At 73.7% G+C, this 15,123-nt stretch carries 14 protein-coding genes and 1 tRNA gene; 4 read left to right on the top strand and 11 right to left on the bottom strand.

What is annotated here, in order from left to right; all coding sequences use genetic code 11:
- Positions 1–208: 208 nt before the first annotated feature.
- The 3 genes from ACWCHM_RS11060 to ACWCHM_RS11050 form a co-directional block, all read right to left on the bottom strand.
- Positions 209–1,408, bottom strand: coding sequence for an RtcB family protein (locus tag ACWCHM_RS11060; RefSeq protein ID WP_454222328.1), 1,200 nt, complete (start codon positions 1,406–1,408; stop codon positions 209–211).
- Positions 1,409–1,432: 24 nt separating this feature from the next.
- Positions 1,433–1,505, bottom strand: a tRNA-Trp gene (locus ACWCHM_RS11055).
- A 285-nt stretch (positions 1,506–1,790) separates the two neighbouring features.
- Positions 1,791–2,363, bottom strand: a complete 573-nt coding sequence (locus ACWCHM_RS11050; protein WP_281897260.1) for a hypothetical protein — start codon at positions 2,361–2,363, stop codon at positions 1,791–1,793.
- A gap of 73 nt (positions 2,364–2,436) precedes the next feature.
- Here ACWCHM_RS11050 and ACWCHM_RS11045 point away from each other — a divergent pair, with 73 nt between their 5' ends.
- Positions 2,437–3,207, top strand: coding sequence for an alpha/beta hydrolase (locus ACWCHM_RS11045; protein ID WP_204960683.1), 771 nt, complete (start codon positions 2,437–2,439; stop codon positions 3,205–3,207).
- Between the two features lie 32 nt (positions 3,208–3,239).
- Here the strand turns inward: ACWCHM_RS11045 and ACWCHM_RS11040 are convergent, their stop codons facing one another.
- The 3 genes from ACWCHM_RS11040 to ACWCHM_RS11030 all read right to left on the bottom strand — a co-directional run bounded on the left by ACWCHM_RS11040 (position 3,240) and on the right by ACWCHM_RS11030 (position 5,958).
- Positions 3,240–3,746, bottom strand: a complete 507-nt coding sequence (locus ACWCHM_RS11040; protein WP_204960682.1) for a DinB family protein — start codon at positions 3,744–3,746, stop codon at positions 3,240–3,242.
- A gap of 140 nt (positions 3,747–3,886) precedes the next feature.
- Positions 3,887–4,729 (bottom strand): M15 family metallopeptidase, encoded by an 843-nt coding sequence (locus tag ACWCHM_RS11035; RefSeq protein WP_454222327.1) that lies wholly within the window; start codon positions 4,727–4,729, stop codon positions 3,887–3,889.
- A complete protein-coding gene (locus tag ACWCHM_RS11030) occupies positions 4,726–5,958 on the bottom strand; it encodes a D-alanyl-D-alanine carboxypeptidase family protein (RefSeq protein WP_454222326.1) in 1,233 nt (410 codons plus the stop codon). Before ACWCHM_RS11030 ends, ACWCHM_RS11035 begins: the two co-directional genes overlap by 4 nt.
- Positions 5,959–6,116: 158 nt before the next feature.
- On the opposite strand from ACWCHM_RS11030, the gene ACWCHM_RS11025 reads away from it, so the two are divergent.
- Positions 6,117–6,347, top strand: coding sequence for a hypothetical protein (locus ACWCHM_RS11025; protein WP_454222325.1), 231 nt, complete (start codon positions 6,117–6,119; stop codon positions 6,345–6,347).
- Positions 6,348–6,450: 103 nt separating this feature from the next.
- On the opposite strand, the gene ACWCHM_RS11020 is transcribed toward ACWCHM_RS11025, so the two are convergent.
- Together ACWCHM_RS11020 and ACWCHM_RS11015 are read right to left on the bottom strand one after the other, a co-directional pair.
- Complete coding sequence (locus tag ACWCHM_RS11020) at positions 6,451–7,230, bottom strand: peptidylprolyl isomerase (RefSeq protein WP_281897251.1); 780 nt, start codon at positions 7,228–7,230, stop codon at positions 6,451–6,453.
- Between the two features lie 141 nt (positions 7,231–7,371).
- On the bottom strand, positions 7,372–8,622 hold the full coding sequence (locus tag ACWCHM_RS11015) for a D-alanyl-D-alanine carboxypeptidase family protein (protein ID WP_454222323.1): 1,251 nt from the start codon (positions 8,620–8,622) through the stop codon (positions 7,372–7,374).
- Positions 8,623–8,980: 358 nt separating this feature from the next.
- Between ACWCHM_RS11015 and ACWCHM_RS11010 the strand changes: the two genes are divergently transcribed.
- Positions 8,981–10,180, top strand: coding sequence for a hypothetical protein (locus tag ACWCHM_RS11010; protein WP_204960679.1), 1,200 nt, complete (start codon positions 8,981–8,983; stop codon positions 10,178–10,180).
- Positions 10,181–10,272: 92 nt separating this feature from the next.
- On the opposite strand, the gene ACWCHM_RS11005 is transcribed toward ACWCHM_RS11010, so the two are convergent.
- Positions 10,273–10,983, bottom strand: coding sequence for a MerR family transcriptional regulator (locus ACWCHM_RS11005; protein ID WP_204960678.1), 711 nt, complete (start codon positions 10,981–10,983; stop codon positions 10,273–10,275).
- A gap of 140 nt (positions 10,984–11,123) precedes the next feature.
- Here ACWCHM_RS11005 and ACWCHM_RS11000 point away from each other — a divergent pair, with 140 nt between their 5' ends.
- The gene (locus ACWCHM_RS11000) at positions 11,124–13,400 is read left to right on the top strand and encodes an ATP-binding cassette domain-containing protein (RefSeq protein WP_454222322.1); all 2,277 of its coding nucleotides are present in this window, start codon (positions 11,124–11,126) and stop codon (positions 13,398–13,400) included.
- Positions 13,401–13,433: 33 nt separating this feature from the next.
- Here ACWCHM_RS11000 and ACWCHM_RS10995 read toward each other — a convergent pair whose 3' ends face one another.
- Positions 13,434–13,847: a protein-tyrosine phosphatase family protein gene (locus ACWCHM_RS10995; RefSeq protein ID WP_454222321.1), complete on the bottom strand. Its 414-nt coding sequence runs from the start codon at positions 13,845–13,847 to the stop codon at positions 13,434–13,436.
- 317 nt (positions 13,848–14,164) lie between these two features.
- Positions 14,165–14,755: a hypothetical protein gene (locus ACWCHM_RS10990; protein WP_454222320.1), complete on the bottom strand. Its 591-nt coding sequence runs from the start codon at positions 14,753–14,755 to the stop codon at positions 14,165–14,167.
- Positions 14,756–15,123: the final 368 nt, after the last annotated feature.

Raw genomic sequence — 15,123 nt, 5'->3', positions numbered from 1 at the left:
TCCAATGGCAGATGACCGAGCGACTTGTCGCCATTGGAGAAGGCCCGCGGCGTGTCGGGGCGTCACTTTTCGTGAGAACCTTCATCAAGCCCGTACCGGCACCGGACCTGCTGTCCTCGCCACCCTGCACAACACCTTGACACGACCTCATCGCCGCAGTGACCAGCAAAAACCCGACGACGCAAATGACCCGGGGGCGTCGACCGGTCTAACCCTTCACACAGACCACCTGCTTGAGGTGGGCCACCACCTCGACCAGGTCGTCCTGCTGGGCCATCACCTCGGTGATGTCCTTGTACGCGCCGGGGATCTCGTCGACCACCCCGGCGTCCTTGCGGCACTCCACCCCGGCGGTCTGCCGCACCAGGTCGGCGGTGTCGTACGTCCGCTTCGCCTGCGCCCGCGACATCCGCCGGCCGGCCCCGTGCGACGCCGAGCAGTACGCGTCCGGGTTCCCCCGACCCCGCACGATGTACGACCCGGTGCCCATCGACCCCGGGATGATGCCCAGGTCCCCCCGGCCGGCCCGGATCGCCCCCTTGCGGGTGACCAGCACGTCCACCCCGTCGTACTGCTCCTCGGCCACGTAGTTGTGGTGGCAGGAGATCGGCTCCCCGTAGCTGACCTGCGGGAAGGCGTCCCGCACCACGCCGCAGAGCAGGGCCAGCATGACCGCCCGGTTGCGCCGCGCGTACTCCTGCGCCCACCACAGGTCCCGCCGGTAGGCGTCCATCTCCGGGGTGCCGGCGAGGAACACCGCCAGGTCCCGGTCGGGCAGGTCGGCGTTGTGCGGCAGGGCACGGGCCACCCCGATGTGCCGCTCGGCCAGCTCCTTGCCGATGTTGCGGGAACCGGAGTGCAGCATCAACCAGACCTGCCCGGCGTCCGGGCCGTCCTGCTCGACGCAGACCTCGATGAAGTGGTTGCCACCGCCGAGGGTGCCGAGCTGGTGCCGGGCCCGGCTCTCCAGCTGCGCCACCCGGCGGTCCAGGGTGGCGAACCGGGCCCAGAAGTCGTCCCAGCCGCGCTGCTCCAGACCCCGGACCCGACGCGGGTCGACCGGGTCGTCCCGCTTGGCGAAGCCGACCGGCACCACCGCCTCGATCGCCGACCGCAGCGGCGCGAGGTCGTCGGGCAGGTCGGCGGCGGTGAGCGAGGTCCGTACCGCGCTCATCCCGCAGCCGATGTCCACCCCGACGGCGGCCGGCGAGACGGCCTGCCGCATCGCGATCACCGAGCCGACCGTGGCGCCCTTGCCGTAGTGCACGTCCGGCATCACGGCGACGCCCTGCACCCAGGGCAGCGCGCCGATGTTGCGCAACTGCTGCGCGGCCTGCGGCTCGATGCCGTACGGGTCGGTCCAGACCCGTACCGGCGCCTTGGTGCCCGGCAGCGGGGTGAATGCCATGGTCGTTCTCCTCGTTAGTGGGAGCAGGGGTGACAGGATTCGAACCTGCGACCGTCGGGTTTGGAATCCGGTGCTCTACCCGTTGAGCTACACCCCTCGGCGGGTGTCGGGGATCGAAAAAGCCGCCCGGTCCCCTGGTGGGGTGGGCGGCTGCGCACGTCGCGCTGGCGCTATCCGCGCCGCCACCCCGATCGCCACCGACAACCCCGGGCCTGTTCGCCGGCTGGCAACAGCACGCCGCCGCGCGGCGTGAACCGCGTGGTCAATGTGCTGAGGTACGGCGACACGGTGTGCTCCCCGGTTGGTCGGTGTTGGCGTCGACGTCGAACCTAGGCGGATGCCCGCACCGCCGCAAACGGATATCCGGCCCCTGACGGTCCGGCTATCGGGGCTCGCACATGGTGGACAGCACGTCGAGCCAGGTGCTGCCCACGATGGCGACCGGGTAGCGGGCCTCCCTGACCTGCCCGTCGGCGGTCTGCACGGAGAACCGGACCGGCAGCGGCTCCGCTGCGGGTGCCTCCCCGCACTGGAACAGCACCACCACGCCGATCCAGCCGGTGCCGCCGGGCCGGATCAGCCGGGTCCGGCCGAGATCCCGGACGAGCACGGTGGGACTCTCCGCCCGGACCGACCGGACCGTGACCGGGGCCGGCCCAGCGTTGACCACGGCCAGCGACCCCTCGATCCGGGCCCGGCCGTCGGAGTTCGTGCCGCCGCCCTCCGTTCCGGCGGGAATGGCCACCAGCGCGACTGCCGCGTCCCGCTCCTGTCGGGCGCGTGCCTCCTGTGCCCGGTCGACGCCCCAACCGCCCAGCACGGCACCGGCCGCGAAGGCGGCCACCAGACCGAGGATGATCCGGGGTCGGACGGTGTGCCGGGCGCGGCCGGTGGTCGGCCCGGCGGATTCGTGCCGGTGCGCGTCCAGGTCGATCACGGCATCGTCGGCGGACATGGCGACAGCCTAGGGTTTCCCCCGGCGGCGCAGGCGTGTCCGCTCCGGCCGTCACACGGTACGGTCCATGGACATGGCATTGATGCGGTGCGACTTCGACTCCGAGGCGCTGGGCATGAGCACGTCGATGACGGTGATCCTGCCGCAACCCGACCCGGCGGAGCCGGTTGACGCCGACCCGCCGGTGCTCTACCTGCTGCACGGGCTCAGCGACGACGACACCGCCTGGACCCGTCAGACCTCCATCGAACGCTACGTGTCGGCCCTGGGTCTGGCCGTGGTGATGCCCCAGGCGGGACGCAGCTTCTATGCCGACGAGAAGCACGGCAACCGGTACTGGACGTTCCTCACCGACGAACTGCCCCGGGTCTGCCGGTCGTTCTTCCGGCTCTCCGACCGCCGGGAGGACACCTTCGTCGCCGGGCTGTCGATGGGCGGCTACGGCGCGGTGAAGTGGGCGCTGCGGCAGCCGGAACGGTTCGCCGCCGCGGCCAGCCTGTCCGGGGCGCTCAACGTCGCCCACCGCCGGCACGCCCCGGACCGTCCGCTCGACCCGGACGTCTGGCACACCGTCTGGGGCGACGCCCCGACGGCCGGCCCCGACGACGACACCGTGGCGCTGGTCGGCCGGGCCGGGCCCGACACTCCCCCGCTCTATGTCGCCTGCGGCACCGAGGACTTCCTCTACGACGACAACGTGCGCTTCGTCGCCGCCGCCCGGGACCGGGGCGTGCCGGTGACCGTGGACTTCTCCCCCGGCGACCACGACTGGCCGTACTGGGACGCCACGATCCGCGACGTGCTGGCCTGGCTGCCGCTGCGCACCCGGCCGGCCGCCGGCTGAGCGGCCGGGGCGGGCACGGCCGGGTCGGCGGGTCAGACACCCACGCTGCCGTCGACGGCCTCCCGCAGCAGGTCGGCGTGGCCGTTGTGCCGGGCGTACTCGTGCATCATGTGCAGCATCACCAGGCGCAGCGACACGTCCTCGCCCCAACGCGCCTGGTGGCCGGTGACGTCGAGCGAGGCCGCCGCCCGCTCGATCCGCCGGGAGTGCTCCACCTCCCGCTGCCACGCCGCGAACGCCTCCGCCCCGGTCGACCCGCTCGGGTCGTACGCCTGCTGGTAGTCGCCGTCCGCCGACCAGAGCAGCGGGACGTCCTGCGCGTCGATCACCCGCCGGAACCAGGCACGCTCCACCTCGGCGAGGTGCCGCAGCAGGCCGAGCAGGGTCAGGTCGGACGTCGGCACCGCCCGCTGGCGCAACTCGTCGTCGGTCAGCCCCTCGCACTTCATCGCGAGGGTGGCCCGGTGGAAGTCAAGGAAGGCACGCAGCGTCTCCCGTTCCCCCGCGCGCAGCGGCGGGCCGATCCGTTCGGTGGTCATGTCGAAGGTCCTCCGGGGGACGGGGCCGCCCGGGGTGGGCCGGCCGGGAGCCGTCGGGCAGCCTAGCGGTCCGCTGCCGCCGACCCACCGGAGTTTCACCGGCCGGCAGTGGACCGCCCCGGGGGCGGCGACCGAGCCGGTCAGCGGGGCAGCGACGCGCGGGCCACCGGGAAGTCGAAGTAGGTGTCGGGGTAGGGCTCGTCGGCGTACCGGTAGTGCCACCACTCCCGGTCGTAGTTGACGAAACCCTCCTGCGTCATCAGGCGTTCCAACAGCTGCCGGTTGGTCCGGGCGGTGCCGGTGACCCGGGCGTCGGCGGTGTGCGCCAGCGGGTCGAAGCAGTCGAATCCGGTGCCCATGTCGAGGCTGCCGTCGGCGAACCGCCGGTCGGCCGGGTCGGTGCAGGCCACCAGCGGCTGACCCGGGGCGTACGAGGCGCGGGGCGGGGCCGGGCGGGGCTCCAGGGTCAGGTCGAGGGTGCTGCCCCGGCTGTGCGCGGTGGGCGCGCCCAGGTAGCCGTCGGCGAACAGCCTCGACTTGGCCACCCGGGGATAGAACTCCGCCTTCGTCTGCTGCGCGGCGGGGTCCTTCGCCCAGCGGACGAACTCGTCGGCGGCGCGCTGCGGCCGGTAGCAGTCGTACACCCGCAGGCTCAGCCGTTGGGCGCGGGCGGCGTCCTGCACCCGGCGCAGCGCCTCGGCGGCGGGCCGGGTGAGCAGGCACAGCGGCTCGTCGTAGCCGTCCACCGGGCGGCCGACGAAGTTGTGCGGACCGGCGTAGCGGATGTCGACGACGATGCTCGGGTCGACCTCGGACAGCAGCACCACGTCGACGGGGGCGCGCGGCCCGCTCGGGGTGGGCACGGCGAGGCTCGGCACCGGCGCGGGCTGCGGCGGCCGGCCACAGCCCGCCGTCGCCAGCACCACCACCGCGAGCAGCAACCGCAGCGGCAGCCACCGGGGGTGGTCCGCGCCGGCGCTCACCGCTGTCGGCGTCCGTGATGGGGTCGGTGGCGCAGCGCGAGCAACAACCCGGCGAGCCCGGCCACCACGGCGGCCAGGGAGACCGCGAGCAGCGGACGCGACCAGGGGTGACCGCCCGGGTCGAGCCGGCCCGGTCCCCCGGCGGCGGCCAGTGCGGGCGGGGTGACGGTGGCGGACGCGGACGGGCCGGCGGTCAGCTCGCCCGGGTTGACCAGCCGGCCGACCGCCGCGCCCCGGGGCACCCCGAACCCCCAGTCGAGCAGGGCCGCGCCCTGTTCCCAGCCCCGCCTGTCGAGGACCTCCGCGCCGAGCAGGGTGACCACCAGCCGTCGGCCGTCCCGCTCGGCGGCCCCGACGTAGGTGTGCCGGGCCAGGTCGGTGTAGCCGGTCTTGCCACCCAGTGCTCCCGGGTAGCGGTAGAGCAGCTGGTTGTCGTTCTCGATCGGGAACGCCTTCTCGCCGAGCGCCGGCTGGGCGGGGATCATCGTCTCCCGGGTGGTGTCGTAGCGGCGGAAGGTGGCGTCGGCGAAGCAGGCGCGGGCGATCAGCGCCAGGTCGTAGGCGCTGGTGAACTGGCCCGGCCCGTCCAGCCCGGACGCGGTCACCGCGTGGGTCTGCAACGCGCCGAGCTGCCGGGCGTGCTCGTTCATCGCCCGTAGCCCACCGGGCAGCCCGTCGGGGCCGCCGCCGAGGCGGGCCAGCGCGTTGGCCGCCTCGTTGCCGGATTTGAGCAGCAGACCCAACCAGAGGGTCTCGATCCGGTACCGGCCGCCCTCGGCGAAGCCCACGGCGGAACTGCCCGGCTCGATGTCGAGGTCGCCGGGGGTGAGGGTGACCGTCTGGCGGGGGTCGAGCTTCGGCAGCACGGTCGCGGCGAGCAGCAGCTTCTGCACGCTGGCCGGGGTGCCGTACTCGTGCGGGCCGCAGCCGCCGAGCACGTCGCCACTGTCCAGGTCGGCGACCAGCCAGGAGGTGGCCGGCACGGCGGGCGGCCGGGATGTCCCGGCCGGTCGGACCTGCCCCGTGGTGGCCAGGGCGGGGCCGCCGACCGCGCGGGTGGCGGGGTCGGTGTGGGGTGGGACCGGTCGGGGTGGCCGGGACACCGCCGGCACCGGCGCGCACGGGCCGGTGGTGACCGCCCCGGCGGCGTCCGCCGCACCGGCGGGCGCGACGACCGGCGACAGCAGCAGGGCGGCGATGGCGGCGGCGGTACGTCCCCGAACTCTCACGCTGACGAAGGTAGTGACGCCCGCCCCGCCGGTCCGGCGATCCGGCGAATCCCACCCGGTGGGTGCGGACCGGCCGCTAGCATGCCGCCGGCCGACGGGAGGTGTCGACGGGGGTTGATGGGGGTAGCGGAGGGTAGACCCCGGTGAAGGAGGAGACCATGACCGACCCCCGTTACGCCCCGATCGGCCTCGCGGCCGGTGGTGACCTGGTCGACGTCGACGACGTCGACACCCGTCCCGTGGTGGGTGCGGACGACGCCCGCGCCGACGCCGCCCGGGCCGGCGCGGACGTGGACCTGTCCGACGCCACCCGCGACGGCGACGGCGTGCCGGTCGGCGCGGCCGACGCGGACGCCGACCGGGCCCGGGCGGCAGGCGAACAGAGCTGACCATCGGGCGGGGGCGGGTGACCGCCCCCGCCCGGCGGGGTACTACCCGGCCGGCCCGTCGACGGGCCGGCCGGCCTTGCCCGACGGCCCCGGGTCGCGGGGCTCAGTGGCCCCGGATCGCGCGGTGGATCTGCACCGGCAGGGCCGGGGCACCGTCCACCGGTGCCGGGTCCTCAGGCGTGGGCGCGATGCCACCGGCGGCGATCTTGTCCAGGGTCTTCAGCCCGGCCGCGTCGATGCTGCCGAACACGGTGTAGTTGGGGCGCAGCGCCGAGTCCGACTGGACCAGGAAGAACTGGCTGCCGTTGGTGTCCGGGCCGGCGTTGGCCATGGCGAGCGTGCCCCGGGCGTAGAGCCGGCGCACCCCGGTGGGGTCGGTCGGCGCGGGCGGCAGGTCGGTGGGCAGCTCGTCGCGGTAGCGGTAGCCCGGCCCGCCCTCACCGGTGCCGGACGGGTCGCCGCACTGGAGCACCTGCAACGTCGGGTAGGCGGTCAGCCGGTGGCAGGGCGTCCAGTCGTAGAACCGGTGCTTCGCCAGGTGCAGGAAGCTCTGCACGGTGCACGGGGCCTGCTCGCGGTCCAGGGTCAGCCCGATCGGTCCCTGGCTGGTGCGCAGGGTGACCCGGACCGTGCCCTGGTCGGGCGTCCGGCGCGGGTCCGGCGGCAGCGGCACCGGCCGGGCCGGCGGCTCGTCGGGCGTGGACGTGTACGCGCACGGCCCCTTCGTGGTCCGGGCGGCGGCCGGCCCGTCGGCGGGCGCGGCGACGGCGGCGGTGCCACCGGCGACGACCAGCGCGGCCGAGGCCAGGGCCGCCCCGGCGAGGCGGGCCAGCCGGCCGTGGGGGCGCGACCCGGCGGCGGACGGTCGGGGTTCACTCGACACTGATGGTCCTCCTGGGACTCGTGATACCGGAGAGACGGCGGGTACCGGAACGACCGGAGTCTATGGAGGCTGCCACCGGTTGTCGACGCCGGCCGGTCCCGGCGCGGCGTGACCGGAGGTGCCCGACGCAGGCGGTCCCCGTCAGTCCCAGGCGACCCGCCGCCGGACCCGGCGGCGGGAGCGCCGCCGACGGCCGACCGCGAGCAGGACGGCCAGCAGGCCGACCAGCCCGGCCGCCCCGCCGACCACCGCCCCGCCGAGCCACTGCGGCGCGCGGGGCGTCGGCCGGGAGGCGGCCGGTACGGCGGCCACCCGGGCGGACGGCGTCGCCGACGGGCTGGTGGCGATCGGCTCGCCGGGTTCGACCAGCCGCCCCACCGAGGTGTCCCGGGGCAGGCCGAAGCCCCAGTCGAGCAGCCGCGCCCCCTGTTCCCAGCCGCGTACCGGGCGGGCCTCCGCACCGAGCAGGGTCACCACGAGTCGTCGACCACCGCGCTCGGCGGCCCCGACGTAGGTGTGCCGGGCGAGGTCGGTGTAGCCGGTCTTCCCGCCCAGCGCCCCCGGGTACCGGTAGATCAGCTGGTTCTCGTTCTGAATCTGGAAGCCGGGTTTGCGCAGCGCCGGCTGGGCCGGGATCTGGGTCCGTTCGGTCAGGGCGTACCGGCGGAAGGTGGGGTCGGCGAAGCAGACCCGGGCGATCAGCGCCAGGTCGTAGGCGCTGGTGAACTGGCCGGGCCCGTCCAGCCCGGACGGGGTCACCGCGTGGGTCTGCCACGCCCCGAGCCGGCGTGCCTCGGCGTTCATCTCGCGCACCCCGGCGGCGGCGCTGCCCGCGCCGAGGCGGGCCAGCAGGTTCGCCGCGTCGTTGCCGGACTGGAGCAGCAGGCCGAGCCAGGCGGTCTCGACCGGGTAGCGACCGCCGTCGAGCAGGCCGACGGCGGAACTGCCCGGCTCGATGTCCAGGTCGGCGCGGGTGACCGTGGCCACCTGCTTCGGGTTCAGCTTCGGCAGCATGGTGGCGGCCAGCAGCAGCTTCTGCACGCTGGCCGGGGTGCCGTACTCGTGCGGGCCGCATCCGCCGAGCACCGCCCCGGTGTCCAGGTCGGCGACGAGCCAGGACGTCGCGGTGACCGGCGGCGGCGCGGGCACCCCCGGCGGCACGGTCAGCCCGGGGGTGGCCAGCGCCTCGCCGCCCACCCGCTGCTGCTCGGGCACCGCCGGGGGCGGGGTGGGCCGGGGCGGTCGGGTCACCTTCGGCGTCGGCGTTTTCGGGCACGGCACGACGGCGGCGGCCGACCCGGCGCGGGCCGTGGCGCCCGCGGCGGCGGGGACGGCCGGCACACCGGTGAGGAGTACGGCCGCGACACCGGCGGCCAGGACCCGGGCTCTCATGGTGAGGCACCCTACCGAGGCGGGAACCGGGTTCCCCAGGGGGCGCGGGCCGCCCGGACCTGACCTTCGATGACCATGCGATCACCCCAGGTAGCCGGAATCGGCTTCCCGGGGTCGCCCCGGAACCGCTCCCAGCCCCCTTGAGCTGGGATTTCTTCATCAGCCACGCAGAGCTACCAGAAGCTCACCGGAATTCTTGAACGATCTTCGACCGGTCCCCGTATCCATCGCCGCAAGGACGGATCGGGGTGGACGCCAGTGCCGGGCGTCGGACATCCGGTCCGCCTTGACCCCAGCCACCGTCGGGCCAACGGACGCGATGCCGTCGACGACCCGCCGGAGATCAGAGGAGAGGTACATGGCCAGGCCAATGCGGAAGAATGCCGTCCTCAAGCTCGGCGGAGTGGGCGCCCTGGCGGTGCTGCTCCTGGGTGGCGGTCTGCAACTCGCCTCCGCCGGCGAGAACACCGGCAGCACCGCCGCGCAGACCGTCAACTGCCCGACGGTACGGGACAAGCTGCCGGCGATCCCCGCGTCGGCCGCGGCCGGGGTGGAGCGGGAACTGGCCAACCTGGACGAGGAGATCGCCAGGCAGAACGAGCGGTTGGCGCAGCAGGCGGCCAACCCGCAGGGCGGCGCGAACTTCATCAACAACGCGATCCTCGGCCCGTTGAAGAGCAAGCGGGTCGCGGTGCTGGACCGCATCGAGATCAACTTCAACCGGGCCGGCGCCCAGCGGCCCAACCTGGACGCCCTGGCCACCTGCGGCCTGAACGCTCCGGGTGTGGCCAGCGCGCTGAACAGCTCGGTCAAGGCCGGCAACGCCGCCACCGGCGGGAACAACACCACTGCCGCCGCCCAGACGGTGAACTGCCCGACGCCGCAGATCCCCGCCGTGCCGGCCCAGGCCGCCGCGAACGTCCAGGCCGAACTGGCCAACCTCGACAAGCAGATCAACGAGGCCAACGCCCGCCTCGCCCAGCAGGCCGCCAACCCCCAGGGCGGCGCGAACTTCATCAACAACGCCATCCTCGGCCCACTGAAGGACAAGCGCCAGGCCGCCCTCGACCGCATCGAGATCGCCTTCAACCGCGTCGGCGCACAGCGCCCCAACCTCGACAGCTTCGCCGCCTGCGGGCTCAACGGCGCAGGTGCGGGCAACGCCGGCAACGGCAACGCCGGTGCCGGGAACGGCAACGCGGGCAACGGCAACGCCGGGAACGGGAATGCGGGCAACGGCAACGCGGGCAACGGCAACGCCGGTGCCGCCCGGACGGTGAACTGCCCGACGCCGCAGATCCCCGCCGTGCCGGCCCAGGCCGCCGCGAACGTCCAGGCCGAACTGGCCAACCTCGACAAGCAGATCAACGAGGCCAACGCCCGCCTCGCCCAGCAGGCCGCCAACCCCCAGGGCGGCGCGAACTTCATCAACAACGCCATCCTCGGCCCACTGAAGGACAAGCGCCAGGCCGCCCTCGACCGCATCGAGATCGCCTTCAACCGCGTCGGCGCACAGCGCCCCAACCTCGACAGCTTCGCCGCCTGCGGCCTGAACTGACCCTTCGCGCACCGACGGCCCGGCGGATGATTCCGCCGGGCCGTCCGGCTGTGCACGGCCTGCGCAGCGGGTTGACGCCGCCGCCGGCCGGTTCAGCTGCCGGTGGCGTCCAGGTAGTCGTGCAGGGCTGCGGAGGCCCGCAGCCGGCGCAGGCTACGCCGGTTCAGCTCCTGCTCCCGCCTGGCGAGTTCGGCCCGGACCCGGTCCGGCCGGCCGGTGCTGCGCAGCTCGTCGAGCACCGCAGTGATGATCTCGAACGGATAGCCGCCCCGGCGCAACAGCGCCACCACCTGCGCCGCCCGCCCCTCGGCCGCGTCGTACACCCGGTAGCCGGTGCCCCGCTGGCGGTGCGGGCGGAGCAGGCCACGCTGCTCCCACAGGCGCAGCTGTGAGGTCCGCACGCCCACCTGGGCCGCCACCTCGCCGATCCGGGCGTCCCGACGCGGCACGCCGGCCGGCCGACCGGCCAGCACCGTCTCGAAGGCACCCAGCACCCGGGCGATCTCGGCCCGCTCGCGGTCCAGCTCGGCGTGCCCGGCGTCGAGCGCGGCGAGCGCCGCCGGCAGCTCGCCCCGGTGCACCGCCGCCAGCACCTCCCGGGTACGCGCCCAGCCGTGCCCCTCGGCCATCCGGCGGGCCACCGACAGGGCCCGGACGTGGCGGTCGGTGAAGATCCGGTAGCCGCTCGGGGTGCGGTCGGTCGGCGGTAGCAGCCCGTCGGCCAGATAGTTGCGCACCTGCTGGGCGGAGATGCCGGCACTGGCCGCGACGTCGACCAACCGCCACCGTCGCTGCCCCGTCACCCGGCCCTCCCCACCGCTCGCGCTCCCGCCCACCCTAGTGGTTGTCACGTGGTTTGAGACTTCTCGCCCGATAACCATGTCATCGACGCCCCAGATGCGGAAAAAGTCGCTACAGGAGCACGAATGAGAAAATCGAAGGTATGGAGCAACCAGCGCAGTCCGCCGCCGACCAGCACGACGTGATCGAGGTACGGGGGGCCCGGGAGAACAACCTCACCGGAGTCTCCGTCGACATACCCAAGCGACGGCTCACCGTCTTCACCGGCGTCTCCGGGTCGGGGAAGTCCTCCCTGGTGTTCGGCACCGTAGCCGCCGAGTCCCGCCGCCTGATCAACGAGACCTACAGTGCCTTCCTCCAGTCGTTCATGCCGAACCTGTCCCGCCCCGACGTCGACTCGCTGCGGAACCTGACCCCGGCGATCGTGGTCGACCAGGAACGGATGGGGGCGAACTCCCGCTCCACCGTCGGCACCGCGACCGACGCGTACGCGCTGCTGCGGATCCTGTTCAGCCGGCTCGGCGAGCCGCACGTCGGCGGGGCCGGAGCGTTCAGCTTCAACCTCGCCGAGGGCATGTGCCCGACCTGCGAGGGGCTGGGCCGCGTCTCCGACCTCGACGTGTCGGCCATGGTGGACGTGGAACGCTCGCTCAACGACGGGGCGATCCTGGTGCCGAACTTCGCCGTGGATTCCTGGTACTGGCAGACGATCGTCGGGTCCGGCCTGTTCGACCCGGACGTCAAACTCCAGGACTTCACCCCGCAGCAGTGGGCGGACTTCCTGCACAAACCCGCCACGAAGATCAAGGTCGGAGCCAACAGCTGGACGTACGAGGGGCTGGCGGTGAAGGTCCGCCGGCTCTACCTGGCCAAGGACCGCGATTCCCTGCAGGCGCACATCCGCGCCTTCGTGGACCGGGCGGTCGCCTTCGCCACCTGCGCCGCCTGCGGCGGGGCCCGGCTCAACCCGGCGGCACTGTCCTCGACGATCGCCGGCCGGAACATCGCCGAGTGCGCGGCCATGCAGGTCAGCGACCTGGCCGAGTTCGTCGGCGGGATCGACGCGCCGTCGGTGGCCCCACTGGTGGCCGACCTGCGCGACACCCTGGACTCGATGGTGGAGATCGGCCTGGGCTACCTCAGCCTGGACCGCGAGTCCGGCACCCTGTCCGGCGGCGAGGCGCAGCGGGTCAAGATGGTCCGTCACCTCGGGTCCAGCCTCTCGGACGTGACATACGTCTTCGACGAGCCGACGGTGGGGCTGCACCCGCACGACATCGCCCGGATGAACGGCCTGCTGCTGCGGCTGCGCGACAAGGGCAACACGGTGCTGGTCGTCGAGCACAAGCCGGAGACGATCGCCATCGCCGACCACGTCGTCGACCTGGGTCCGGGCGCGGGCTCGGCCGGCGGGCGGATCTGCTACACCGGCGACGTCGCCGGGCTGCGCCGTTCCGACACCCTGACCGGCCGGCACCTCGACCACCGGGCCACCCTGCGTACGACGTTCCGCCGGCCCACCGGCCACCTGGCGATCCGGGGAGCCGACCTGCACAACCTGCGCGACGTCGACGTCGACCTGCCGCTGGGGGTGCTCACCGTGGTCACCGGCGTGGCCGGCTCGGGCAAGAGTTCACTGATCCACGGTTCGCTGCCCCGCCGCGACGGCGTCGTGGTCGTCGACCAGTCCCCCATCCGGGGCTCCCGGCGCAGCAACCCGGCGACCTGGACGGGCCTGCTCGACCCGATCCGCACCGCGTTCGCCCGCGCCAACGGGGTGAAGGCCGCGCTGTTCAGCGCCAACTCCGAGGGCGCCTGCCCGACCTGCAAGGGGATCGGGCTGGTCTACACCGACCTGGCGACGATGGCGGCCGTCGCCAGGGTCTGCGAGGCGTGCGAGGGACGGCGGTACACCCCCGAGGTGCTGGCCTACACGTTGCGCGGTAGGAACATCAGCGAGGTGCTCGGCATGTCGGTGACCGAGGCCCGGGAGTTCTTCCCGTCCGGCCCGGCCCGGGTGGTGCTGGACCGGCTGAGCGAGGTGGGCCTCGGCTACCTGACCCTCGGGCAGCCACTGACCACCCTGTCCGGTGGGGAACGCCAACGGCTCAAACTGGCCGTGCACATGGCGGAGAAGGCGGCCACCTACGTGCTGGACGAGCCGACCACCGGCCTGCACCTGGCCGACGTGGACCAACTGCTGGCCCTGCTGGACCGGCTGGTCGACGCCGGCAACACGGTGATCGTCATCGAGCACCACCAGGCGGTGATGGCGCACGCGGACTGGATCGTCGACCTGGGCCCCGGCGCCGGCCACGACGGCGGCCGGATCGTCTTCACCGGCACCCCCGCCGACCTGGTCGCCCACGGTGACACCCGTACCGCCCGACACCTGCGCGAGTACGTCGCCCCGCGCTGAGCGGGGCGGTGGGTCAGCCGCCGTGGCATGCGGTCAGTGGCTGGGGAGCCGCCGCAGCCAGGCGCGCTGCCAGGGGGTCTCGACGGCCTTCGGGTGGTAACGCTCGCGGACCCACCGGACGGCGTCGCGGGCCGGCACCCCGTCGAGGATCGCCAGCGCGGCGAGGGTGGTGCCGGTCCGGCCGATCCCACCCCGGCAGGCCGCCTCGACCCGGTCGCCGGCGTGGGCGCGGCGCAGCGCCTCACGGAACGCGTCCAGGGCGTCGGCGCGGTCGGTCGGCACCCAGAAGTCGGGCCACCGGATGCGCCGGTGCGCCCAGACCGGGGTTGGGCCCGGGGCCAGGATCAGGGCGAAGTCGGCCGGGGACACGGCGTCGGCCACCCGCCGCCCGCGTACCGTCGCGCCGCTGGGCAGGGTGATCACACCGACCGAACTGGACCAGTCCACCCCCGTGATTCTGCCCGTTACGCACACAGCGCGCCGCCCCCGGCCGGTTCGGTCGGGGGCGGCGCGTGGTCGGTGTGCGGGTCGCCTCTCGGCGCGTGGCGCGACGCGGCTCCAGCCGAACGGAACTCCGCGACGGCTATTTCAGGTGAGGCCCGGGGACACCGAACACACCGACGCCCTGCACAACGCGGCACCCCACCTACTCCTTCCCCACCCTCCAGTGACCCCCGTCACCGGCGGCCCGCCGAACCGCCGCGGTGAACGTGCCGATGGCCGGCACCCCGGGCGGGGTGCCGGCCATCGTGTCGTACGCAGGGTCAGCTGTTCCAGTGCTGGGCGACGAGGTCGGCGGCCTGCTGTTCCCACTGGGCGTAGTGGTCGGGGTAGGCCGACACCTGGACGGTCTGGGCGGCCTTGGTCAGGGGCATGTCCTGCCAGCCGTCGACCTGCTTGAGGCCCTTGAGGAAGGCCAGGGTGGCGTATTCGGGGTCGGTGATCTGCTCCACCGTGCCCCAGCCGGAGGAGGGGCGCTGCTGGAACAGGCCCTGCGAGTCGTGGTCGTTGCGGTCGCCGAGGTGGCCGAGGTTCTCCAGCTTCGACTCCTGCAGGGCGGTGGCGATCGACACCACCGCGGCCCGCTCGTCCATGCCGGCCTTCTTCGTCGCCGCGATGATCGCCTTGACGTTGCCGGTCTGCTCGTCGTTGAGGTCGATGCGGGACTGCTCGCCCTGCACACCGTGCGGGATCAGCTTGGCGGTGTCGACGGCCGGCTTGTCGGCCTGGACGGCGGCGACGGGGCGGGTGTCGAGGGTGGGGGTGTCGTGGTTGAGCGGGCCGGCGGCCAGGCCACCGGCGACGGCGAGACCGGCGATACCGAGAACACTCTTGCGCAGCATGGTGGTGTTCATGGGGGAAGCTCCTTCGGGGGTAGACGCCCCGTCCGGCCGGTGGAGGCCGGGTGTGCCCGTGGGGGACGGGCGGTGTTGGGGCGTGGGCACCACGTCGGGGGCCGCTCGTGCGGGGAAAGGGATGTTCAGGGGTTCCCGGCCGGGGTGGTTGCCGCTCGTGCCGGGGTCAGATGTAACGACCGGGGTCCCGGGGTCATTCCCGCAGCTGGTGCGGGGTGGGCCGGGGTGCTGCTGCGGTCGTACCGAGGTGTAACGACCGTCGTGCCGGGTCATTCCGCCGGCGGCCGGGGCGTCGGGCGGCCCGGGGGTGCTGCTGCGGTCGTACGGATGGTGTAACGCCGGGGGCCCGGTCGGGATTCCGGCCGGCG

It is taken from the genome of Micromonospora sp. SCSIO 07396 (genome assembly GCF_053667945.1).
Note: the sequence above shows the minus strand (reverse complement) of the source record. Positions and strands in the feature narration are given on the sequence as shown.